At 65.7% G+C, this 23,875-nt stretch carries 18 protein-coding genes; 13 read left to right on the top strand and 5 right to left on the bottom strand.

Annotation, left to right across the window (positions count from 1 at the left end):
- The first annotated feature begins 39 nt into the window (after positions 1-39).
- The 10 genes from hemE to AC3WJM_RS05050 all read left to right on the top strand — a co-directional run bounded on the left by hemE (position 40) and on the right by AC3WJM_RS05050 (position 11,397).
- Entirely contained in the window at positions 40-1,167 is a 1,128-nt protein-coding gene (hemE, locus tag AC3WJM_RS05005) for a uroporphyrinogen decarboxylase (protein ID WP_332601960.1), read from the top strand.
- 5 nt (positions 1,168-1,172) lie between these two features.
- Entirely contained in the window at positions 1,173-2,687 is a 1,515-nt protein-coding gene (gene hemG / locus AC3WJM_RS05010) for a protoporphyrinogen oxidase (RefSeq protein ID WP_492271296.1), read from the top strand.
- 72 nt (positions 2,688-2,759) lie between these two features.
- Positions 2,760-3,461, top strand: coding sequence for a hydrogen peroxide-dependent heme synthase (hemQ, locus tag AC3WJM_RS05015; protein WP_492271297.1), 702 nt, complete (start codon positions 2,760-2,762; stop codon positions 3,459-3,461).
- Positions 3,462-3,526: 65 nt separating this feature from the next.
- Positions 3,527-4,702: a ferrochelatase gene (locus tag AC3WJM_RS05020; protein WP_284991564.1), complete on the top strand. Its 1,176-nt coding sequence runs from the start codon at positions 3,527-3,529 to the stop codon at positions 4,700-4,702.
- A complete protein-coding gene (gene hemC / locus AC3WJM_RS05025; RefSeq protein WP_492271298.1) occupies positions 4,699-5,685 on the top strand; it encodes a hydroxymethylbilane synthase in 987 nt (328 codons plus the stop codon). Before AC3WJM_RS05020 ends, hemC begins: the two co-directional genes overlap by 4 nt.
- A gap of 19 nt (positions 5,686-5,704) precedes the next feature.
- The gene (locus tag AC3WJM_RS05030) at positions 5,705-6,595 is read left to right on the top strand and encodes a uroporphyrinogen-III synthase (protein WP_492271299.1); all 891 of its coding nucleotides are present in this window, start codon (positions 5,705-5,707) and stop codon (positions 6,593-6,595) included.
- Positions 6,592-7,572, top strand: a complete 981-nt coding sequence (hemB, locus tag AC3WJM_RS05035; protein ID WP_284751590.1) for a porphobilinogen synthase — start codon at positions 6,592-6,594, stop codon at positions 7,570-7,572. Before AC3WJM_RS05030 ends, hemB begins: the two co-directional genes overlap by 4 nt.
- Positions 7,572-8,648 carry an LLM class flavin-dependent oxidoreductase gene (locus tag AC3WJM_RS05040; protein ID WP_059387508.1) on the top strand — a complete coding sequence of 359 codons (1,077 nt, stop codon included), beginning with the start codon at positions 7,572-7,574 and terminating at the stop codon, positions 8,646-8,648. Before hemB ends, AC3WJM_RS05040 begins: the two co-directional genes overlap by 1 nt.
- Positions 8,649-8,700: 52 nt before the next feature.
- Positions 8,701-10,020: a glutamate-1-semialdehyde 2,1-aminomutase gene (gene hemL, locus AC3WJM_RS05045; protein ID WP_492271300.1), complete on the top strand. Its 1,320-nt coding sequence runs from the start codon at positions 8,701-8,703 to the stop codon at positions 10,018-10,020.
- 66 nt (positions 10,021-10,086) lie between these two features.
- Positions 10,087-11,397, top strand: a complete 1,311-nt coding sequence (locus AC3WJM_RS05050) for a glycoside hydrolase family 3 N-terminal domain-containing protein (RefSeq protein ID WP_492271301.1) — start codon at positions 10,087-10,089, stop codon at positions 11,395-11,397.
- Between the two features lie 87 nt (positions 11,398-11,484).
- Here AC3WJM_RS05050 and AC3WJM_RS05055 read toward each other — a convergent pair whose 3' ends face one another.
- The 4 genes from AC3WJM_RS05055 to AC3WJM_RS05070 all read right to left on the bottom strand — a co-directional run bounded on the left by AC3WJM_RS05055 (position 11,485) and on the right by AC3WJM_RS05070 (position 15,025).
- A complete protein-coding gene (locus AC3WJM_RS05055) occupies positions 11,485-12,222 on the bottom strand; it encodes an amino acid ABC transporter ATP-binding protein (protein ID WP_306964309.1) in 738 nt (245 codons plus the stop codon).
- A complete protein-coding gene (locus AC3WJM_RS05060; protein WP_059387509.1) occupies positions 12,219-12,992 on the bottom strand; it encodes an amino acid ABC transporter permease in 774 nt (257 codons plus the stop codon). The genes AC3WJM_RS05055 and AC3WJM_RS05060 overlap by 4 nt, the downstream gene beginning before the upstream one ends.
- A gap of 12 nt (positions 12,993-13,004) precedes the next feature.
- A complete protein-coding gene (locus AC3WJM_RS05065; RefSeq protein WP_284751584.1) occupies positions 13,005-13,958 on the bottom strand; it encodes an ABC transporter substrate-binding protein in 954 nt (317 codons plus the stop codon).
- A gap of 356 nt (positions 13,959-14,314) precedes the next feature.
- Complete coding sequence (locus AC3WJM_RS05070) at positions 14,315-15,025, bottom strand: 3'-5' exonuclease (RefSeq protein WP_059387510.1); 711 nt, start codon at positions 15,023-15,025, stop codon at positions 14,315-14,317.
- 88 nt (positions 15,026-15,113) lie between these two features.
- On the opposite strand from AC3WJM_RS05070, the gene AC3WJM_RS05075 reads away from it, so the two are divergent.
- The 3 genes from AC3WJM_RS05075 (at position 15,114) to AC3WJM_RS05085 (ending at position 22,419) form a co-directional block, all read left to right on the top strand.
- The gene (locus AC3WJM_RS05075; protein ID WP_306964314.1) at positions 15,114-15,530 is read left to right on the top strand and encodes an MGMT family protein; all 417 of its coding nucleotides are present in this window, start codon (positions 15,114-15,116) and stop codon (positions 15,528-15,530) included.
- Positions 15,531-15,628: 98 nt separating this feature from the next.
- Positions 15,629-18,892: an ATP-dependent helicase gene (locus AC3WJM_RS05080; RefSeq protein WP_492271311.1), complete on the top strand. Its 3,264-nt coding sequence runs from the start codon at positions 15,629-15,631 to the stop codon at positions 18,890-18,892.
- Complete coding sequence (locus AC3WJM_RS05085; RefSeq protein ID WP_492271302.1) at positions 18,889-22,419, top strand: ATP-dependent helicase; 3,531 nt, start codon at positions 18,889-18,891, stop codon at positions 22,417-22,419. The genes AC3WJM_RS05080 and AC3WJM_RS05085 overlap by 4 nt, the downstream gene beginning before the upstream one ends.
- 34 nt (positions 22,420-22,453) lie before the next feature.
- Here the strand turns inward: AC3WJM_RS05085 and AC3WJM_RS05090 are convergent, their stop codons facing one another.
- Entirely contained in the window at positions 22,454-23,752 is a 1,299-nt protein-coding gene (locus tag AC3WJM_RS05090) for a macrolide 2'-phosphotransferase (protein WP_332601954.1), read from the bottom strand.
- Positions 23,753-23,875 lie beyond the last annotated feature (123 nt).

Raw genomic sequence — 23,875 nt, forward strand, 5'->3', positions numbered from 1 at the left:
CGTTATCTTTTGGCCCCGATCTTCGGCACAATCGAAGGCATGACTTCCAGCTCCGCACTGCCTCATTCTGTGCCGGCCAACGGCACTTCCGGCACCGCCGCCTCAAGCCTTGATGCAAGCCACCCGCTGATGGATGGCCGCACCGCAGACTCCCCGCTGATCCAGGCGTACCGCGGAGGCAAGCCGTCCCGCCGTCCGGTGTGGTTCATGCGACAGGCAGGCCGCTCGTTGCCGGAATACCTCAAAGTCCGTGAAGGCGTGGCGATGCTGGACTCCTGCCTGCGTCCCGAACTCGCCTCCGAGATCACTTTGCAGCCGGTTCGCCGCCACGACGTCGACGCGGCAATCTTCTTCTCCGACATCGTCATCCCCCTCAAGCTGGCGGGCGTGGGCGTGGACATCGTCCCCGGCATCGGTCCTGTCCTGGACAAGCCCGTCCGCACCGCTGCCGACGTGGCCGCCCTGCCGCAGCTGACCTGGGAAGCCCTCGAACCGATCCGCGAGGCCGTGCGCCTGACGGTCGCTGAGCTCGGCACCACGCCCCTGATCGGCTTTGCCGGCGCGCCGTTCACGCTCGCCGCATACATGGTGGAAGGCAAGCCTTCCCGCGACCACCTCGGTCCGCGCACCATGATGCACGCCGATCCGGAAACCTGGACCGCCCTGGCCAATTGGGCAGCCGACGCCTCCGGCATGTTCCTGCGGGCGCAACTGGAAGCCGGCGCCTCCGCAGGGCAACTGTTCGACTCCTGGGCAGGCTCCCTTGGCCTGGCCGACTACGCCAAGTACGTTGCTCCCGCCTCGACGCGCGCCCTTGACCACGTCCGCCACCTCGGCGCGCCGCTGGTCCATTTCGGTACGGGCACGTCCGAGTTGCTCGTCGCGATGCGCGATGTCGGCGTGGACGTCGTCGGCGTGGACTACCGGCTGCCCCTTGACGAGGCAAACCGACGGCTCGGCGGCACCGTGCCCTTGCAGGGCAACATCGACCCCGCGCTGCTCTCCGCGCCGTGGGAGGTCCTGGAAGCCCATGTCCGCGAGGTGATCGCAGCAGGTTCCGCGGCCCCGGGCCACGTCCTGAACCTCGGCCACGGCGTGCCCCCGGAGACGGACCCCGCGGTCCTGACCCGGGTAGTGGAACTCATCCACTCGATCCCGGCAGGATAGCGAACATGAGCCGCGGGCACGCGCAGTCCGAGCAAACACGGTCCGAACACGCACTTCCCGGGCATTCAGCAGCCGGCCTCGCCGCCGTGGTGGTGGGCGGCGGCATTTCCGGCCTGCTCGCTGCCCGGGGACTGGCCAAGGCCGGATTCGGTGTCACCGTGCTCGAAGCGAGCGACGCGTGGGGCGGTTGCGTGGGAAGCCACACTGTTGGCGGCCTTGGGCTGGACAGCGGAGCCGAGTCATTCGCCATGCGCTCCACGGCCGTGGCCGATCTCGCCCGCGATCTTGGGCTCGGTGGCAACATCGTGGCGCCGCATCCTGGGGGTGCCTGGGTGCAGTTGCCGGATGGCCCGCAGGAACTGCCCAAGACCGGGGTGCTCGGAATTCCCGCGAATCCCTGGGACCCCGAGGTCCGCCGCTCCTTGGGCTTCGCAGGCTCCTTGCGGGCCTCGCTTGACCGCTACTTGCCCACATCGGTGGGCAGCTCTGCCGACGTCACCAGCGTCGCAACCTTGGTGCGGGCGCGGATGGGCAAGCGGGTGCTCGAACGGCTCGTCGCACCCGTCGTCGGCGGAGTGCACTCCGCCGATCCGGGACTGCTCGATGTCGACATGGTGGCCCCCGGCCTGCGCGCGGCATTGCGGAAGCACGGATCGTTGGCCGCGGCCGTGGCCAGCCAGCGCGCAGCCGGTTCAGGACAAACTGCTTCAAAGCAAAACGGGACCGGACCGGCGAAGGCCGGATCCGCCGTCGGCGGCTTGAAAGGCGGAATGAACACCTTGGTCTCCGCCCTCGTGGCGGAGCTGCGTTCGCAGGGCGTCGCCCTCGTTTCCGGCGCCCGCGTGGATGCGATCAGCCGCACTGAAAGCGGTTGGCAGGCCAGCGCTGCGGGCACAACGTACGACGCCGTGCGGCTGGTGGTGGCGCTCGACGGTCCGGCCGCCGTCGGGTTGCTGGAGGGGGCGCTTCCGGAGCTGTCCGCGCTGCGCCCCGCCGCGGGTCCCTTGGTGAGCCTTGTGACCTTGGTGGTGGACGTGCCTGAACTGGACCGTCGTCCCCGCGGCACCGGCATTCTCGTCGCCCCGCAGACCGCCGGGATCGAGGCGAAAGCGCTCACGCATGCCACGGCAAAATGGGATTGGCTGGCGGAAGAAGCCGGACCCGGTACGCACGTGCTGCGCCTGTCCTATGGGCGCGCCGAAGGGGCGGACGCCCCTGGATCGGCGTCCGCGCAATCCGTCGCCTCACTCAATGACGATGCTCTGCTCGACGCTGCGCTCCGCGACGCCTCGACCTTGCTGACCGTGCCGATTGTCCGCGAAGACGTGCTCGATTGGGACGTCGTCCGTTGGGCAGGGGCCTTGCCGTTCGCCGCCGTCGGTCACAAACAGCGCGTTGCCGAGGTGCGCCGCATCTGCTCCGGAGCCGACGGCTTGACCGTGGTGGGAGGCTGGCTCGCCGGAAACGGCCTGGCCGCCGTGGTTGCGGACACCTCCGCGCAAATCGACGCAGTTTTGTGAAATGCATCACTTCTACGTCTTGTAGAAGTGATGCATTTCGACTTAGCGGCATCGACGGGGCAGACTTGTACCATGAGCCACACTTCTGCCGAATCTGTCACTAAAACTGCCGAATCCGAAGAGCAGTTCTTTACGCTGTGGACCGTGTTCAAGCGGTCGGGCGATGTCCTGCGCAGCGCCGACGCTGTGCAGGATTTCGAGCAGCTGGCTGCCAAGCTCGCCGAGGACGGCGTGGTCCTCCGCGGAAGCTACGACGTCTCCGCCATGCGCTCCGACGCCGACATCATGGTGTGGCTCCACGGCGCCAAGCCTGAGGCCCTGCAGCAGGCCGTCCGCGACATCCGCCGCAGCACGCTCTTCGCAGGCACCGAGATCGTCTGGTCCGCCATGGGCGTCCACCGCGAAGCCGAATTCGCCAAGAACCACGTTCCGGCCTACGCCCGCGGCGTCGAGCCCAGCACCTGGCTCTGCGTCTACCCCTTCGTCCGCTCCTACGAGTGGTACATCCTGCCGGCCGAAGAGCGTGGAAAGATGCTGCGCGATCACGGCATGCTGGGCCGCGACTTCCCCCAGGTCATCTCCAACACCGTGTCCTCCTTCGCCTTGGGCGACTGGGAGTGGATCCTCGGCCTGGAAGCACCCGAACTCGTTGACCTGGTGGACCTCATGCGCCACCTGCGGGCCACCGACGCCCGCAACCACGTCCGCGAGGAAATCCCGTTCTACACCGGCCGCCGCATCACCGCCGCGGAGATCGCCGAGGTCCTCGCGTGAGCGGCCGCCACTCCGCGGGCCCGGCCAGCCTCACCGAGGTCAATGACGTCACCGAGGCCGGACGCATGGCTCCCAAAGAGTACGACGCCGTCCTCCTCGCCTCCTTCGGCGGGCCGGAAGGCCAGGACGACGTCATTCCCTTCCTTCGCAATGTGACCCGTGGCCGCGGCATCCCGGATGAGCGCCTCGAAGAGGTGTCCCACCACTACCGCGCTTTTGGTGGCATCAGCCCCATCAACCAGCAAAACAGGAACCTCAAGGCCGCCCTCGAAGCGGAGTTGGCATCGCGCGGCATCAGCCTGCCCGTGCTGTGGGGCAACCGCAACTGGGACCCCTACATCCCGCAAACGCTCCAGGAAGCCTACGACGCCGGCCACCGCAAGCTGCTGATGGTCACCACGAGCGCCTACTCCTGTTACTCCAGCTGCCGCCAGTACCGCGAGGACATCGGCATCGCGCTGACCGAGACCGGCCTCGACGGCAAACTCGAAGTGGACAAGGTACGCCAGTACTTCGACCACCCAGGTTTCGTCGAGCCCTTCGTGGAAGGAACGGCTGCAGGACTTGCTGAGGTCCAGGAGAAACTGGCAGCGGACGGCCTCCAGGGCGCGCCGGTGCACATCCTGTTCGCGACGCACTCCATTCCGACCCGTGACGCCGAGGCCGCCGGACGTTCGGACGGCGAGCCCCGCGACTTCGAGCAGGACTCGGCCTACGTGGCACAGCACCTGGCTGCCGGCGCCGAAGTTGTCCGGCGGGTTGAATCCGAATCCGGGCTCACCGCGCCGTGGTCCTTGGTGTACCAGTCCCGCTCGGGCGCCCCGCACGTTCCGTGGCTTGAGCCGGACATCAACGATGCCATCGAGGAACTGGCCGGCCAAGGGATCAAGGGCGTCGTGATCGTACCCCTTGGCTTCGTCTCCGACCACATGGAAGTGGCCTGGGACCTCGACACCGAGGCCCTGGAAACGTGCAAGAACCTCGGGCTCGCCGCAACACGGGTTCCCACGCCTGGAACCCACCGCAAGTTCGTTTCCGGCCTGGTGGACCTCATTTGCGAGCGGACGGTGGCCAACAACATCGCCGATCGCCCCGCCATGACCGGGCTGGGCCCGTGGTACGACATCTGCCGTCCGGGCTGCTGCGCCAACTTCCGCGGAGAGAAGCCCACGATTGCGGGTGCGGACACCACAGTCGGCACCGGACACGATGCCTACCCCGCAGGAGAAAGCGCGAAATGACCGTTCGGATCGGTACCCGCGCGAGCAAACTCGCGCTCACCCAGAGCCAGCAGGCCGCGGACCAGCTGGCCGCCGTCGGTGGCTTTCCCGTTGAACTGGTGCGCATCAAGACCGAAGGCGATCTCCGGACGGGTTCCCTGTCCCAGATGGGCGGCACCGGAGTGTTCGTCGCCGCGCTTCGCGACGCGCTGTTCGAGAACGCGTGCGACGTTGCTGTTCACTCCTTGAAGGATCTCCCCACGGGTGCGGCACTCGGACTCACCATCGCCGCAACGCCCAAGCGCGTCGACGTCAGGGACGCCTTGTGCGCCCGTGACGGGCTCAAACTGGTGGATCTTCCAGCAGGCGCAAGGGTCGGCACCGGATCGCCGCGCCGCGCTGCCCAGTTGCGCGCCGCCCGCCCGGATCTCGACGTCGTGGACATCCGCGGCAACGTGGACACCCGGCTGGGCCGTGTTCCGGGGCTCGCCGGGAATGCAGACGACGCACCCGGCGACCTCGACGCCGTCGTCCTCGCCGCCGCGGGACTGGAACGGATCAGCAGGCTCGACGTCGTGACAGAGTTCTTTGAGACCGACATCATGCTTCCTGCCCCCGGACAGGGTTCACTCGCGATCGAGTGCCGCACGGCCGACGCACCCGGGCAGTCCGGCTCCGGTGAAGGTTCCCAGGGGGCACTCGCCCAGGCCCTGGCCGCGCTCAACGACGAAGACACCCGGCTTGCCGTCACTGCGGAGCGGGCCGTCCTGGCCCGCCTCGAAGCCGGCTGTGCTGCGCCCGTGGGCGCCTACGCTTACCGCAAGGGCAGCATGCTCTACCTGGAAGCGGTCGTCTGCGCTGTGGACGGGAGTAAGTCGGTGCGTGAGAAAAAAGCCACGGACGGGCTCACTGAGGTGGGCGCCACGTTGCTGGGAATCGAAGTCGCCGAGCTCCTGCTTGCCGCGGGTGCCGCGGACATCACAGATCTTGCAGCTTCCCGATAACCGGAGCCAACAGGAGACCATGGGACGGCACAGCGCGGTGAAGTCGGGAGAGGCCCGGGTCCTTGAAGGCGCCCGGATTCTTGTGACGCGCAGCCCGGATCGTGCCGCCCCGCTGGTCAGCGCCCTGCGCGAAGCCGGCGCGGAGCCGCTCCTGTTGCCGTTGATCGACTTCGAGCGTGCCCGCGACCAGCATTCCCTTGAGGTCGCCTTGGACGCGCTCCGTGCGGGAGCGTACAGCTGGCTGGTGGTCAGCAGCATCACCACTGTGCGTGCCCTGAAGGAAAAGGCAGCAGAGCGGCGCTTGGAGCTGAAGGAGCTGATTCCGGAGTCCGTCCGGATCGCGACGATCGGTCCGTCGAGCAGGCGGGTCCTCGAGGCGGAAGGCATTCCGGTGGACCTCGCGCCGGAGGACGTCCAGTCGGCCGCAGGACTCGTCTCCGCCTGGCCGACAGGCCCGGCCAACGTTCTGTTGCCCCAAGCGGACATTGCCGCCGCGATGTTGTTGGACGGTATCGAAGCCAAGGGGGCCTCGGTCCAGGCAGTGACGGCCTACCACACCGTGGACTACCCTGCGGCCCCCGAACGCCGGCTGACTGCCGCCTTGGCAGCAGCGAACAGCTGGCACGCGGGCGGGGCCGGGGCGCCGGAGCTCACCCCGGAAGCCGCGAAGGCCGAGCTTTCCGGCGGACGGCTCCACGCCGTCGTCGCCGCTTCACCCAGCGCTGCCCGCCGCATCCACGCCTCATTGGCGCCGCTGCGGGATTGCCGCTTCATTGCGATCGGGCGCTCGACGGCGGCAGAGGCGGCCGCCCTCGGCATCCCGGTCGCGGCAACCGCCAAGGAACCCACACCCGCCGGCATCGTGGCCGCCCTACGCACCGTATTCGACACCGAAGGGAACGAAAGTTGAGCTTTCCAAACCACCGGCCCCGCCGGCTCCGCACCACCCCCGCCATGCGCCGGATGACTGCCGAACACCGGCTGGCTCCCGCCGACCTCATCCTGCCCGCCTTCATTCGCGAAGGACTCAGCGAACCGGCTCCGATCAGTTCCATGCCCGGCGTCGTGCAGCACACCACGGACTCGCTCAAACGTGCCGCTGCCGAAGCCGTGGAATTGGGTGTCAGCGGAATCATGCTGTTCGGTGTTCCGGCAGTCCGCGATGCCCGCGGCACAGCTTCCCTGGATCCCGACGGCGTGCTGAACAAGGCCATCCGCGACGTCCGCGCAGAAGTCGGCGATGACCTGGTGGTCATGGGCGATGTATGCCTCGACGAATTCACCGATCACGGCCACTGCGGTGTCCTGGACGCCAACGGCTACGTGGACAACGACGCCACCCTCGAAATCTACGCCCAAATGGCAGTAGCGCAGGCCGACGCCGGTGCCCACGTCCTAGGGCCGTCCGGGATGATGGATGGCCAGATCGCCGTGATTCGCCAGGCCCTCGAAGAGGCCGGACATCAGAACACCGCGCTCCTGGCCTACGCGGCGAAGTACGCCTCCGCTTTCTACGGCCCCTTCCGCGAAGCCGTGGACTCGCAGCTCAAGGGTGACCGCCGGACCTACCAGATGGATGCCGCCAACCGCCGGGAAGCCATCATCGAGGTGGAACTCGACCTCGAAGAAGGCGCTGACATGGTGATGGTCAAGCCGGCCATGAGCTACCTGGACATCCTCGCCGACGTCGCAGCCATGAGCCCGGTACCCGTGGCGGCCTACCAAATCTCCGGTGAATACGCCATGATCGAAGCGGCCGCCGCGAACGGCTGGATCGATCGCCGCGGCGCCATCACAGAATCCGTGCTCGGCATCAAGCGGGCCGGCGCCGACATGGTGCTGACGTACTGGGCCTCCGAACTTGCCGGCTGGCTTAAGGAGTCCTGATGACCGATACCGCTTCCACTCCCACGGCCCCTGTCGGAGCCGCGGAGATCCTCCTCGGGCTGAATACTTTCGGTGACGCCGGGGTGGACGCCGACGGCAACCCGAAACAGCATGCCCAGGTCTTGCGGGAGCTGCTGGCGGAAGCGGAGCTGGCGGACGCCGTCGGGCTTCACGCCTTTGGGGTGGGGGAGCACCACCGGCGCGACTTCGCCGTCTCGGCGCCCGAAGTTTTCCTCGCGGCCGCGGCAGCCCGGACATCGCAGATCAAGCTCGGTTCGGCCGTCACCGTGCTCAGCTCCGACGACCCCATCAGGGTCTTCCAGCGCTTCTCCACCGTTGACGCGCTCTCCAATGGTCGTGCGGAGGTGATGCTGGGCCGCGGCTCGTTCGTGGAATCGTTCCCGCTGTTCGGCCTGGATCTGGCCGACTACGAAGTCCTGTTCGAGGAGAAGCTGGAACTCTTCGACAAGGTCCGGGCGCAGAAGCCGGTGCATTGGGAAGGCCGCACCCGGCCGAACGTGAACGGAATGAGCGTCTTTCCGCCGCTGGAACACCACTTGCTGCCAACGTGGATCGGTGTGGGCGGTACTCCAGAATCAGTGTTGCGCTGCGCGCAATACGGCTACCCCATCATTTTCGCCATCATCGGCGGGGAACCGCGCCGCTTTGCCCCGCTCGTGGAGCTCTACCGCGAGGCAATGGAAAAATACGGGCACCCCATGCAGCAAATTGCCACGCACTCGCCTGGCTACGTTGCCCCAACCGACGAGCAAGCCCGGGAGGAACTCTTCCCGCATTGGCTGGCCCAGCGAAACCGCATCGGCGCGGAACGCGGCTGGGGACCGGCAAGCCGGGGCGAGTTCGACGCCATGTGCGGACCCGAAGGAGCCCTGTATGTCGGTTCCCCGGAAACGGTCGCCCGGAAGATCGTCCTGCTGAAGCGGAACCTCGGCGTTGACCGTTTCGACCTCAAATACAGCAACGGAACCCTGCCCCACGAATCCATGATGCGTTGCATCGAACTCTTCGGCACTGTGGTGGCCCCACTGGTGGCCGAGCAGCTTGCCGACGCCTGAGCCCACTTTTCCGGTGCCTGAACCGTCCCGAATCCCTGAAAGAATGGACACCATGACTTCAAACACCCCTGTCTCCGACCAGCTGTTCGACCGCGCCCGATCCCTGATGCCCGGCGGCGTCAATTCTCCGGTGCGCGCCTTCGGCTCCGTCGGCGGCACCCCGAAGTTCATGGTTTCGGCGAAGGGTCCCTACCTCACCGACGCAGATGGCCGCGAATACGTCGATCTCGTCTGCTCATGGGGTCCGGCGCTCCTGGGTCACGCACATCCGGCAGTCCTCGACGCCGTCCATGCCGCCGTCGACCGCGGTTTGTCCTTTGGTGCCTCGACACCCGATGAGGCAAACCTCGCCGCGATCGTCAAGGAACGCGTCTCCGCCGTCGAACGCATCCGCATGGTGTCCACGGGCACCGAGGCCACCATGACCGCCGTTCGCTTGGCCCGTGGGTTCACTGGCCGCAACCTGATCGTCAAGTTCGCCGGCTGCTACCACGGTCACCTCGATGGGCTGCTCGCCGCGGCTGGCTCGGGCCTTGCGACCATGGCTCTGCCCGGTTCAGCCGGTGTCACCGAAGCTGCCGCCGCTGAAACCTTCGTCCTGCCGTACAACGACCTCGGTGCGGTGGAAGCCGCTTTTGCTGCGCACGGCAACAACATCGCTGCCGTCATCACCGAAGCCGCTCCCGCCAACATGGGCGTGGTCACGCCGAACGACGGCTTCAACGCAGGCCTGTCCCGCATCACCCGCGAACACGGCGCGCTGTTGATCCTGGACGAAGTGCTCACCGGCTTCCGCACCGGCTACGCGGGCTACTGGGGCCTCACAGGCCGCCAGGAAGGCTGGACGCCGGACCTGCTGACCTTCGGCAAAGTCATCGGCGGCGGGATGCCGACGGCGGCGCTCGGCGGACGTGCCGACGTCATGGATTACCTTGCGCCCCTTGGCCCGGTGTACCAGGCAGGAACCTTGTCCGGGAACCCTGTGGCAATGGCCGCCGGCGTCGCCACCCTGACGCTCGCGACGCCGGAGGTCTACAGCTTCGTGGATGCCCGCTCGCTGGAACTCTCGGCGGCACTCTCATTGGCGCTGGACACCGCAGGCGTGGACCACTCGATCCAGCGCGCAGGGAACCTTTTCTCGGTGGCCTTCGGTACGTCGGCCAACGGAGTCCACAACTACGCCGACGCCCAGGCCCAGGACGTCTTCCGCTACGCACCGTTCTTCCACTCCATGCTGGACTCCGGTGTCTACCTGCCGCCGTCGGTCTTCGAGGCGTGGTTCCTTTCCGCTGCCCACGACGATGCCGCGATGAACCGGATTTTCGACGCCCTTCCCGCTGCGGCCAAGGCGGCCGCGGAGGCCGCAGCCTGACCTACGGCGCTTTTCCGATGCTTTGCAGCCTGTTCCTTGCGCCCACTGCCGGCCGGGGAGCAGGCTGTGGGCAACGATCGAATCGACAAGGCGATGATTCATCTGCTCAAGCCGTCCAGAATTCCACTGTTCATCTTTTTCGCCCTGATGGCCGGGGCATTCGCCGGAATTGCGCATGCCGATACCGCTGACGGCGGTTTGGTGGCGGCCGGGGACCCGCCCGCCACGCCAACTGCCCCACAGGCCGTCCCGACGCCTGGTTTTTCCAGCTCGCCGCCCGCGGGATCGCCGCCTGCTTCTGCTACTCCCGCCGGGCCCACTGGCTTGCCGCCGCCTCCACACCCGACGCCGGAACAGCGGCTCGCGGGCCTGACCCTGGAACAAAGGGTAGGGCAGTTGTTCATGGTGGCGGCCAAGGCCGACGGAAGCGATTCGAGCGCGGTGGCCGACCTCCTGAACAACCACGTGGGCAATATCTATCTGGCCGGACGAAGCCAGGCAGGGGTCGCGGCGACGGCATCAGTTGTGGCAAAGCTGAGGGCGGGCATTTCGCCGGCCTCAAGCCGTGGCTTGCCGCTGTCCGTCGCGACGGACCAGGAAGGCGGCTCTGTTCAAGTCCTCCGGGGACCCGGGTTCCTGCCTATTCCCGCAGCCTTGGACCAAGGGAATTCGAGCCCGGAACAACTTCGCGCCGACGCCCGGAACTGGGGGTCCCAACTTTTGCAGGCCGGAGTGAATGTTGATTTGGCACCCGTACTGGATACGGTGCCCAGCCCCGAATTTGCACCCTCGAATAAGCCCATTGGGGCGTTCAAGCGCGAATACGGCTTCAATCCGGCGGCGGTGTCCGAGCATGGGAACGCGATGGCGGACGGATTGCGGGACGCAGGGGTGGCGCCGGTGGTCAAGCATTTTCCGGGAATGGGGCGCGTCAGCCTGAACACCGACGTCAGCGCGAACGTCCACGACACCGAAACCACCCGGACGGATCCCTACCTGATGCCGTTCAAGGCAGCGATCGACCGGGGACTCCGGTGGGTCATGATTTCGAACGCCTACTACGACAAGATCGATCCCGACCATGTGGCGCCGTTTTCATCGGTGATCATGCGCACCATGTTGCGGACGGACGCAGCGTTCACCGGCGTCATCGTGTCCGATGATCTGTGCAATGCCGTGCAGCTGTCTCCCTGGAGCATGGGGGACAGGGCAACGAATTTCATCGGGGCGGGCGGCACCATGGTTCTGTGCGCGGACACTGCTTCAGTTCCGGCGATGTATGCCCAGGTGCTGCAACGGGCGCAGACCGATCCTGGATTCCGCGACTCAGTGGATGCCGCGGCCTTGACTGTCCTTCAGGTGAAGGCCGGGAAGTAGCTCCGGCCACGAAAAATCCCCGGCTACCGGACGGCTCACCACGAGGGGTGTTTCGTCTGAAAGCCGGGGGTTCCCCGTTGCTAAGGCCTAGAGCACGTCCGAAAGGAAGCCCTTCAGGCGCTCGGTCCGCGGCTCGGTGAAGAGTTGTTCCGGCGAACCGGTCTCTACGACGACGCCTGCGTCCATGAACGTCACGGTGTCGGAGACGTTCCTTGAGAAGCCCATCTCATGGGTTACCACCACCATGGTCATGCCGCCCTTGGCCAAATCGGTCATGAGCGCGAGCACGCCCTTGACCAGTTCAGGGTCCAGGGCCGATGTTGCCTCGTCGAAGAACATCACCTCGGGCTTCATGGCAAGCGCGCGGGCAATGGCCACTCGCTGCTGTTGCCCGCCGGAGAGGTTGGCTGGCCGGACGTCGGCTTTGTGCTTGAGCCCTACGAGGTCCAGTTGGGCCAGGGCGTCTTCCCGCGCCTGCTCCTTGGACATGCCACGGAGCTTCCGCAAGGCCAAGGACACGTTCTCCGCCACTGTCTTGTGCGGGAACAAGTTGAACTGCTGGAAGACCATGCCGATCCGCCGGCGCAGTTCATCCGGGTTGTCCTTGAGTACCGAACGGCCATCGAGCAGAATGTCGCCCTGCTCGGGTTCGATGAGCCGGTTCATAACGCGCAGGAGCGTGGATTTCCCTGAGCCGGAAGGGCCGATCACGGAAGCCGTGGTGCCCTTCTCGACGTGCAGGTCGATGCCGCGCAGGACATGGTTCGACCCGAAGGACAAGTGGATGTTCTTGGCCGTCAGTGTTCCTGAAGCGAATTCGCTCATGCCTGGGCTCCCTTCCCGACGACGGCGGCTGCCTCGTCCGGTTCCTTCTTTTCCGGCCGGCCTGTCCTGAGACGGCGGTCAATCCAGTTCACGAAGTGCGTCAATGGAATGGTCAGCGCCAGGTAGAAGATTGCTGCCGCTACATAGGGCGACAGATTTCCGCTCGTGGAGGCCGCATCCTTGCCAATCTGGAAGATCTCGCGCTCTGAGGCGAGCAAGCCAAGGAGGAAGACCAACGACGACTCCTTGATCAACGCAATGAATTGGTTGACCAGCGCCGGCAGGACCCGCCGGACGCCCTGGGGAACCACCACAAGCCGCATGGCAGGGCCGTAGCCGAACCCCAGGGCGCGTGTTGCCTCGAGCTGCCCCTTGTCAACACTCTGGATACCGGAACGGAAGATCTCGCCGATGTACGCCGCCGACATCAGGGACAGCGCCGCGACGGCCAACGGATACGGGCTCGTGGAGCCGCTCAGCTGACGGATGATGGGGCCGAAGCCGAGGCCGATCACGAGGATGGTGAGGACGGGCGGCAGCCCACGAAGGACGTCGGTGTATATGCGGGCTATCCACCGGGCCACGGGGTTCCGGGAGATCCCCATCAAGGCGAGCGCCATGCCGAGCACAGTTCCGATCACGCCCGAGGTGACGGCCAAGACAATGGTATTCGGCAAGCCGACGGCGAACATCTTGGGGATGACTTCGCCTATCGCCTTCCAATCGAGGAAGGTCTCACCGAGTTGCTTGAGGATTTCCTGGAGATCCATGGAACGCCTGGGTTACTTGGCCGGGATCTGGACGGCCTTGCTGCCCGGCTTCCAGCCCTGAGGGGTCTGCTCAGCCTGGGTCGGGCGGTCCTTGTACCACTCGGCCGTCAGCTTGGTCCAGGTACCGTCTGCGATCACGGCGTCAAGGCCGGAGTTGAGGGCGTCGATCAGGGGCTGGTTGTCCTTGTTCACGGCCCAGGCAGTGAAGTTCTGGGTGTTGACGACCTTTTCGGCGATCTTCGTGTTGTCGCCGTCCTTGACCTGGCCGGTTGCCTGCTGCGACGGGGCGACCCAAGCGTCAACCTGGCCGCTCTTTACGTTGGCGTAAACCGTGTTGTAGTCCGGGAAACGGACGGGCTCAAGCTTGAGCGTGTTGGTGACGTAGTCGTCCTGGACGGTGCCCTGGACGACGCCGATGCGCACGTCGGACTTGAGGTCCGCGAAGCCCTTGACCTTGGAGTCGGTCTTGGTCACGACGGCCATGTAGCCGAAGTCGTAACCATTGGTGAAGCCGACGGTCTCGCGGCGCTTGTCCGTGGTGGAGATCGAGGAGGATCCGACGTCGAACTGCTTGTTCTTGACCTGGGAGAGCAGCGCCGAGAAGTCAGTGGAGGCGAACTCGACCTTGAGGCCCAGCTTGGCGCCGACGGCGCGCAGGAGTTCGTTGTCATAGCCGGTGAACTTGCCTGAGGGATCGATGAAGATGTTCGGCGGGGCGTCCGAGAGCGTGCCGACGCGCAGGGTGCCGTCGGTGATCAGGCCCAGCTTGGACTTGTCGATCTTGTCCACCGGAGTGACGTCCTTGGTGGTGTACTTGTCCAGCGTCTTCTGGTCGCTGCCTTGGAGGGCGTCGGTCGGCGAGGCGCTGCTGGTGCTGCCCGCTCCGCCACCGCAGGCGGCCAGGGAGACGGCGAGAACTGCAGCCACAGGGACAGCAGAGAACCACTTCAGGGCTTTGATTTTCATCAAGCAAATCACTTTCATCGGGGAACACGCGTTCGTATCGAGACGGGCGGGGAACGCAGCCAAAGCAGGTTTGGGCCGCAATATCAGAACTCGACCCGCCAAACTTAATTATGTCATCCACTCATTCAGCCATAAATTGACGACGATAAGGCGTGCTATTCCCGGAAACTCCGAATTAAATTCAGCGAAGTATGGAAAGTGCCCTTGAGGTGCCGCGTCACTCGGGTATCGAGGGGAATTCGTGAATGACGTCCAGCTGGCTTTCAGGCAGCAATAGCGATGTGACGTGCGTCCCATCATGCGGACGCCGGAAAAGCGTCCGGTACGTGGACGGGCGTTTTGAAAGTCCGGAAGCCTTAGAAGTCTCCGCGGCTGGCATCTTCCGGGGGAAGAACCGGCCAATTGCCTTCGATGACTGCCGTTGGTTTGGTCTTGCGCAGGTAGCTCTGGAAATCGGCGGCCTGTGCGGCTGCCCAATCAACCTGGAGGTGATGCAGCTTGGAAGCGGGCATTTGCAGCTTCGGGAACTTGCCGGCCATGGCATCAAGGACGCGCAAGGTGGCGAGGGCGTCCGCAGCGGAGGTATGGGCGTTATCGAGGTTCACCCCGTATTCCTCGCACAAAGCGGTCAGGGTCCGCTTGCCCTTGCGGTACCGGTCGACCTGCTTGTTCATGACGTAGGGGTCAAGCACGGGGAAACGGCTCAGTTGCGGCACGCCGTAGCGGGCGGATTCGGCGGCCAAGACCGTGAAGTCATAGCTCGCGTTGAACGCAATGACCGGCACGCCGTCGTCGAACAGTTCCTGGAGTGCGGCGGCAACTTCGCGCGTCACTTCTGCTGCCGGTCGGCCCTCGGCCCTCGCCTTTTCCGTGGTGATGCCGTGGATCTCGCTGGCCTCCAAGGGAATCTCGATACCAGGATCCGCCAACCATTCGAGTTCCTTGATGACGCCGCCGTCGTCGTCCACTACGGTGATCGAAGCGGTGACGATCCTCGCGGAACGGGAGTTCCGTCCCGTGGTCTCAAGGTCGAACGCGGCGCGGGGGAGGGTATTCCAGGAGCTCATGCTTCAACGCTACCGGCGCCCTCCGACAAGAACCGGAGCGACACTCCTTCTGCGCCGATCCGGCGGCCCATGCCGATAGGCTGGGGGCATGCGGATGGAGTTTGTGACGGCGGTGCTGGCCGTCGTGGATCTCATGCCGCCCGGCGTTGCCGTGTCCTATGGGGATGTTGCCGAGCTTCTGGGCTCGGGCGGTCCCCGGCAGATCGGATCGGTCATGAGCCACCACGGAAGCACCGTGGCTTGGTGGCGCGTACTGCGTGCCAGTGGCGAGGCGCCCCCAGGCCTTGAGTCGGAAGCGCTGCACCACTACTTGGACGAGGGAACGCCGCTGCACGGCGCCTACGCGGAGTATCTGCGGATCGGCGAAGGCCGCTGGCGCGTTGACCTGACCCTCGCCCGGTGGGCCCCGACGGACCGTGACTTCGACAGTATCGATGCGATCTCTGAGCAACTCGAGCGTCAGCTCCATAAATTGTCGGTACCCGATGATGAAATGACCGTGTGAGTCCAACACCGACACCTCAAGCAACAACGCAGGAAGCAACGCCGGCGCCACGGCAGGCACAATCGCGACAAGCACCATCGCGGCAAGCGCCTGCCCGCTTGCGCCTGCTTCCGCCGCGCGAGGTCCACTACGCAGCGCCGGAGTTGTCCGCCGACCAGGCCGCCGTCGTCGGGCTCCCGCACGGATCCGGGCCGGTCCTGATACCAGGGGCGCCCGGCACCGGGAAGTCCACTGTGCTGGTGGAAACCGCCGTCCGGCGGGTTCAGCGTGACGGCGTGGATCCGGAACGGATCCTGATTCTCGCACCCGGCCGGCATGCGGCGTCGGCGTTGCGGGACACCTTTACGGGGCGCTTGGACCGCAGCTTGAGTACGACGCCGGCGCGCACTTGGGCGTCATACGCTTTCGACCTGATCCGGCGAGCCAAAGCCGAGGGCGTGCTGTCGCTGCAGCGGCCGCCCAAGTTGCTCTCGGGGCCGGAACAGGACCTCATCATCAAGGAACTGCTGGAGGGGCACGCCCGGCCGGGTTTTGAACTTCCTTGGCCGCAGGACTTGTCCGCCGCGCTGCCCACGCGTGGCTTCCGGCAGGAGATCCGGCAGCTCTTCGACCGGATCATCGAATCCGGCCGCACGGCGGACGATCTTACGTCGCTCGCCTACGAATGCGGCAGGCCGGACTGGATAGCCGCCGCAGACCTCTATTCGGAGTACCGCGACGTCCTGGACCTGCGCATGCCGGAAGCCTTCGACCCGGCCGGAATCATCACCGCCGCGCGCCAGATCTTCCAGGACTCGCCCGGATTCCTGGCGGCTGAGCGCGAGCGGCTGCAGTTGATACTCGTGGACGACGTCCAAGAGGCAAATCCCGCAGTGTTTGAACTGCTCGCGGACATCGCCGAAGGAAAGGACGTTTTGGTGGCGTCCTCCCCGGACACCGTGGTCCAGGGATTCCGCGGTGCCCGTCCGGACCTCGTCGCCGAACTCCCGCGGCTTCTCGGCGGCCTTGAAGGTGTCGTTCGGGAGCTTCCTCTATGGCACACCCACCGGCACCTGCCCGGTGTCGCAAAAGCGTGGACGGGCGTGGCTGCGCGTATTTCGCAGCGCGCGGGAGGGCAGCTGGCCCGGCGCCTGGACCCACTTCCCGCATCGGCGGAGGTGGCACGTTCCGGAGCCAATCAAGCCGCGGGCCGGGTCGAAGCACATGTCCTGCCCTCCACAGTCCATGAATTGCGCTACGTGGCACAACGCATCCTCGAAGCCCAGCTGCGCGGGAACTACGAGTTCGGCGACATCGCAGTGATCGTGCGCAACGGCGGGCAATTGGCGCAACTGCAGCGGTACCTGAGCGGTCAGGGAATCCCCGTCCGTGTCCCCGTTGCGGATTCCGCTGTCCGCGACGAAGTGGCTGTCCGTCCCCTGCTCGAGGTGTACGGGGTGGTTTTGGACGCCGCCAATCTGACGCCTGAGTCTGCCGTCTCGCTTCTCACGTCGAGGATCGGCGGAGCTACCGCTATCGAGTTGCGCCGCCTGCGCCAATCCTTGCGCCGGGAGGAGCTCTTGGGCGGTGGTGGACGGTCCAGCGATGCGTTGCTGGTCGAAGCGTTGCTGGAGCCGGGGGCGCTGGGGTCTTTGGGCATCGAGGGTAGTTCGGCCCGGCGTTTGGCCCGCATGATCGCGGCAGGACGTTCGGCAGCCGCCGAACCCGGAGCCAACGCGGAGACGGTTTTGTGGGCGTTGTGGCAAGCCACGGGGCTGGCTTCACGCTGGACGGAAATGGCGCTCGACGGCGGCGCTGCCGGCGCCCGCGCGGACCGGGACCTCGACGCCATGATGGCCTTGTTCCACACCGCCGAGCGCTATGTCGACCAGCTTCCCGGCTCCGGTCCCGAACAGTTCCTGGAATATCTCCTCAGCCAGGAACTCCCCATGGACACCCTTGCCGCCAGGGCCCAGTTGGAGGAAGCGGTGGAGCTCATGACGCCGGCCAGCGCGGCCGGGCGGGAGTGGGCCGTGGTCATCGTGGCGGGGCTGCAGGAGGGAGTCTGGCCCAATACGAGGCTGCGGGGTGAGCTCCTCGGCAGTACTTTGTTTGCCGATGCCGTGGAGCATGGAGTTGAACACGCCTTGCAGCGCGGGCCCCTCAGCAGGCTGAGGGATATCCGCTACGACGAACTGCGGAGCTTCTCCACAGCGGTTTCGCGTGCCCGGGAAGTCCTCATCTGCACCGCGGTTTCTTCGGAAGACGAGCAGCAGTCTGCCTTTCTCGACTATGTGGCGCCTTTGGAGCCGGGGCAGTACCAACGTGAGTACACGCCGGTTGGCCGGCCCATGACCCTGCGCGCCTTGGTGGCCGAGTTGAGGCAGCGGGTTCAGCCGGACGACGCCGCGCTTGCCCGACCGGGCGTGGCCGAGGACGCCGCCGAAGCCGCGCGCGTGCTGGCACACCTCGCCACCGCGTCGCCTGCAGTGCCGGGGGCGCATCCGGATTCCTGGTGGGGATTGGCACCGCTCAGCAGCGACGCGCCGGTAGTGCCGGCGGAAGGCACCGTGTACGTTTCTCCTTCGAAGGTCGAAACTGTGCACAAATCGCCTTTGGACTGGTTTGTCCAAGCGGCAGGTGGCGAAGCCGCTACCGACTTTGCCCGTAGCCTGGGCACCTTGGTCCATGCGATTGCCCAGGAACTGCCCGAAGCTTCCGGCGCCGAGTATGTCGCGGAGCTCGTGCGTCGCTGGCCCACCCTGGGCATGAAGGACAACTGGGAAGGCAGGCTGGACTTCCAACGGGCAGAGCAGATGGTCCGGAAACTCGCCCAATACGTCCTTGTCATGCGGAGCGAGGGCCGCAGCCTGGCGGCGGTCGAAGCGGACTTCGAGGTTCCGCTGCCGGAAGTGCGCCTGGGCCACGGTGCCGAGGATCCCGATGCTGGCCGGAACGCTGTGCTTCGGGGACAAGTGGATCGTTTGGAAATAGATGCGGAGGGCAGGCTGGTGATTGTCGACCTCAAGACCGGCAAACGCCAGCCTGGCAAAGCCGAACTCGCCACGCACCCCCAGCTCGGTGCGTATCAGGCGGCCGTGTTGCACGGGGCGTTCCAGGACCTCCCTGTTCCGGGGCTTCCGGGCGGTGCCGTCCTGGCACAGTTGGGAACCAAGACGAAGACGCCCGTGGTCCAAGCGCAAGAGCCCCTGGACCCGGGAGATAACTGGGCGCAGGACCTCGTCAGTGAGGCCGCCGTGCTCATGGCCGGAGCAAGCTTCGAAGCACGCCACGATCCCTCAAAAGGCAGCCACGGAGGCCACGGCTGCCGACTGCCCGATATTTGCCCATTGTGCGCCAGGGGAAAGCAGGTCACCGAATGACCGTCCAGACACTCGCCGGAATCGAAGCCGGAGAGGCTTCCGAAGAAGCCGCCGTACTGCCGGAACCTCGATTCTCGCCCGGCGAATTGGCCGATATCCTCGGCGAGCGGAACCGTCCCACGGAAGAGCAATCCGCCATTATTGCGTCACCGTTGACCCCCCGGCTGGTCATCGCCGGCGCTGGATCCGGCAAGACCGCTACCATGGCGGACCGTGTCGTGTGGCTCGTCGCGAACGGGTGGGTTCGCCCCGAAGAGGTCCTTGGCGTCACCTTCACCCGTAAAGCCGCAGGGGAGCTGGCCAGCCGCATCCGCGCGAAATTGGCCACCCTGCAGCGCATCGCATCCTCGGACAACGGGGAGTACGGCTTCCCGGAGGGGGTTGCAGGCTCCGACGAGCTTGAACCCAAAGTGTCTACCTACCACTCCTACGCCAGCGGTATCGTGTCCGACTACGGCCTGCGCTTGGGTATCGAGCGCGATGTGGTCCTGCTTGGCGGCGCCCAGGCGTGGCAGCTTGCGAGCGAAGTGGTCGAAGCGTACGACGGCGACTATGAGCACTTCACCGCTGCCAAGTCCACGTTGGTCAATGCCGTGATGCAGTTGGCCGGCGAGTGCGCCGAACACTTGCGCGAACCCGCCGAAGTTCAGGGCTGGTTAATGGACCGGGTGTCCGAATTCGCCCAATTGCCCTATATGTCCGCCGCGAAAAAGAACCCAACCCAAGCTGCCGGCGATCTAGGCGCCATGTTGCGGACCAGGGCCAGCGTCGCGGACATGGTGGGGCGTTACCAAAAGGCCAAGAGGAACCGCGGCGTCCTCGATTTCGGAGACCTCGTTGCGCTCGCTGCGAAGATTGCCCAGGACATACCCCTGGCGGCCGCCACCGAGCGGGCCCGCTACAAGGTTGTGTTGTTGGATGAATTCCAGGACACCTCACACGCGCAACTTGTCTTGTTCTCCCGCCTGTTCGGGGGAGGGCATGCCGTGACGGCGGTAGGGGATCCCAACCAATCCATCTATGGCTTCAGGGGTGCTTCGGCCGGCCAGCTGTTCCACTTTGTCCAGGAATTTCCCGTCCGGGTGGAAGACGGCTTGGGACCGGCATCCCTTGCCACGGCACCCACCTCGTATCTGACCACTGCCTGGCGGAACGGGCGCAACATCCTGGCCGCCGCCAACGTCATTGCCGCGCCTCTTAACAAGGCGGCCGCGAGTGAGGGAGCCCCCGGCTCGAGGGCCGAAGAGAGTACTGTGGCGGTACCTCCACTGCAGCCGAGCCCGGCAGCGGCGGACGGCAGCGTTGTTCTCGGACGATTTGCCACCGACGAAGACGAAGCCGCAGCGATTGCCCGGGACGTCCGCCGCTACCGCCGCACAGTCTTTGAAACCGCGGCAGACGGTACGCCGGTTTCCCCCACCATGGCAGTGCTTTGCCGCCGTCGGGCACAGATGGAGTGCTTGCGGCGTGAATTCGAGGTCCAGGGTATCCCGTACGAAATAGTCGGCCTCGGAGGGCTCCTCGACACCCCTGAAGTAGTCGATCTCGTGGCTGCGCTCCGGGTCCTCGCAGATCCCGGCCGTTCCGATGCCCTGATGCGTTTGCTGGCAGGCGCCCGGTGGCGGATCGGAACTGCTGATCTGATGGCCTTCCGCGACTGGTCCCAGTTCCTTGCCAGGCGGCGATCACACGGCGGCTCGGGAGACGGCGGCACTGCAGACGATGCCTCCAACGCGGACGAAAGCCCGATGGAGACAGTCGTGGAGAGCGACATTACTGATGCGGCCAGCCTTGTGGAGGCGCTGGACTTCCTGCCCCGCCCAGGGTGGACTTCCGGTCACGGACGCTCCCTCAGCCCGGCGGCCTTGGACCGTCTTGGCCGGCTGTCTGCGGAGCTTCGGAACCTGCGGGGGTTCATCGGAGACGATCTGAGCACGCTGATCGGCGAGGTGGAACGTGCCATGCTGCTGGACATTGAGGTCGCTGCCAAGCCCGGGACGAGCATCCACCAGGCCCGCCGGAACCTGGACGCATTCCATGATGCCGCGGCGGGTTTCCTGCAGACTTCGCAGCGGGTTGATCTCCTGGCCTTCCTGGGGTGGCTTGAAGCGGCCGCATCAGAAGAAGGTGGATTGGACATGGCCGACGCAGAGGTGAACCACGAGGCAGTGCAGTTGCTGACAGTCCACGCGTCCAAAGGCTTGGAATGGGACGTTGTCTTTGTCCCCGGCCTCAACGCCGGGGCCTTCCCGAGCAACAGGGACTCCCGGTGGAGCAGCGGTACCGCTGCCTTGCCATGGCCCCTGCGTGGCGACCGGGCGGACCTCCCTCAATGGGATCTGGACCAGCCGGACCAAAAGGGCTGGCTGGACGCCGAAAAGGACTTCAAATCGGAAGTCCAGCACCACGGTGAGGCCGAAGAGCGGCGACTCGCCTACGTTGCCTATACCCGTGCAAAGTTCGTCCTGTGGGCATCGAGCGCCGCGTGGAATGGTTCCCGGGCAGGCATTGCGGAGACGTCACCTTTCCTTGCCGAGCTGGCCTGCCTTGCCGGTGGGGCAGGAGGCGAGACCGGCCGGGCAACGGCCGCTGCCATTCATCCCCAGTCCCTGAGCGAAGACGCGCTGCCCACGGAGAGCCCTTTGACAGTCGGAACGGAGGTGGCGGTCTTCCCCTACGATCCGCTTGAGGGCCCGAGTGACCCCCGCACGGGGGAACGGCTCCGCTTGGTCCCGGGCCGGCGGGCTGCCATGGAGGCGGCGGCAATCCGGGTCAGGGACGCAGTCGAAGGATTACGGGCGGATTCGCCGCTTGTCATGGATGCCTCGCTGACGTCCCTCCGCGGGACGGCAGCCGGCTGGGCTGCCGAAGCGGAACTGTTGCTGGAAAGGCAGTTGCGGCGGAAACCCGTCCAAGACGTCCATTTGCCCGGACACATCTCGGCGTCCATGTTCGTCGATCTCGGAGACGATCCTGCTGCGGTCCTGGCCCAGCTCCGGCGTCCGGTGCCCCGGCAACCCGGGATCTCGGCGCGCAAAGGCACCGCCTTCCATTCCTGGGTGGAGGAATACTACGGAACCACCGGCATGCTGGATCTCGACGAAGCACCCGGCTCCGATTCCCACATCGACGAAGCGTATGGACTCGATGACATGGTGGCGACGTTCAGCAATTCAGAATGGGCACACCGGTCCCCGGCCTTCGTCGAGGTTCCCGTGGAAACAAGGATCGGTGACGTCGTGGTGCGCGGGCGGATTGACGCAGTGTTCCGCGGGGCGGACGGCACATGGGAACTGGTGGACTGGAAGACGGGCAAGCGCCCGGCCGGCAGGCAACTCAAGACCCGCGCCGTGCAACTGGCCGTCTACCGCCTGGCATGGGCGCGCCTCAAGGGTGTGCCGTTGGAGCAGGTCAGTGCAGCGTTTTACTATGTTGCCGACGACTCTGTCGTGAGGCCCCACGACCTGGGCACCGCCGAGGAACTGGAGGAGATCATCGCTTCCGCGCTGGGCAAGCGAAACAAATAGGCAGCCGAAACCACGGCAGCTAGACCGGGATGGACTAACGGTCCTTGGCGTCCTGGAGTGGCGCGGGCTCCACTACCTGGAGGGCCGTCGTCGACGTGTCGTCGGATTCGGACGCCGTCTCCGTCGTCGAGGCGGTCCCGTTCGCTGATTCTCCCGCAGGCTCAGCGGCGGCTTCGTCTGAGGCGGCGGCCTCCAACGGTTCAACCGTGACCGACGGCGTTGCCGCGGCCGTCTCCGGGCGAACGTCGGGAACGTCGTCGTGAGCAGGCTCCGGGATGGCTGTGATACTTACCGTGGGCTTCGCCGGGCCGCCCGCCGGGGCCTTGGCTTCGGAAGCAATGACAACTGCCGGTGCCGCCAGCCCGTCCGCAGCGGCACGCTCCGCAGCGGCGGCTTCGGCCTCCTCGGCCGCCAACGCGTTTTGCTCCTCGATGTCGTCGGCGAGGGATTTAAGCATCGCCTCGGCTTCAGCCGTCATCTCACTGTGACCGGCCGCCAAGGCCTTGACGAGATACTGGGCCAAGGCGAATTCGGCAAGAAGTGCCGAGCGTCGCAGCAGGTGGCTGTCAGGTGTATCCCGTCTGGCTTCCGTGTAGTGCCGGAGGACGGACTCAACAAACTTCTGTTCGTTTGACGCCACGAGCCAGGCGAAGTCATCGGCAGGATCGCCGATGCGCAGATCGGTCCACCCCGTCACGGCCGTCACGCTATCGCCGTCGACCAGCAGGTTGTCTTCATGGAGGTCCCCGTGGACCACGCACGGGTTGAAGCGCCAGAGCGCCACGTCCTCCAGCGCATGCTCCCAGCGACGGAGCAGCGAGGACGGAATCTTGCCCGTTGTGGCGGCCTGGTCCAGCTCGTTCAACTTGCGCTGGCGGAATTCGTTGGCCGTGTAGCTGGGAAGGTCGGCGTTATTGACGAGGGATTGGGGGAGGTCGTGCACGGCGGCCAACGCCGCACCGATCTCCTTGGCCAAGGCATCGCTGCAGGTGGACAACTCTTCGATGCTGCGCGTGGCCCCAGCCAAGTGGGCGTAAACAAAGGTGCTCAGCGCGCCTTGGCGCACCGTTCCGGCCACAGTGGGCATCAAAAAGGGCAGCTCGGCCCGGATCGCCGGCGCGAAAGCCCGCAGGATCATGAACTCGGTTTCCAGCCGGGCGCTGGCTTCCGGATGGCGCGGCGAACGGACACGCCACCGTTTGCCCTCGGAGTCCAGCAGGAGCGCCGAATCGAAATCGGCAGCATCATCCGGGGCAGAGGCGGCAGCCATCGGCGTCAGGCCGGGCACCGCCGCAGTAGCTACAGCGGCCAGTTCGAACGGTGTTCTTCTCACGTCTTCCACGGTAGATTGACAAGCGCCTCTGGCAGCGATGCAGTGCGGCGAGTCTTCAGATCCGCTGGAAAACCGGATCCAGGGGCATGCGTCGCTGAAAGATCCAAATGTCAATTGTCGGTG

This window comes from Arthrobacter sp. FW306-1B-G06A (assembly GCF_058781765.1).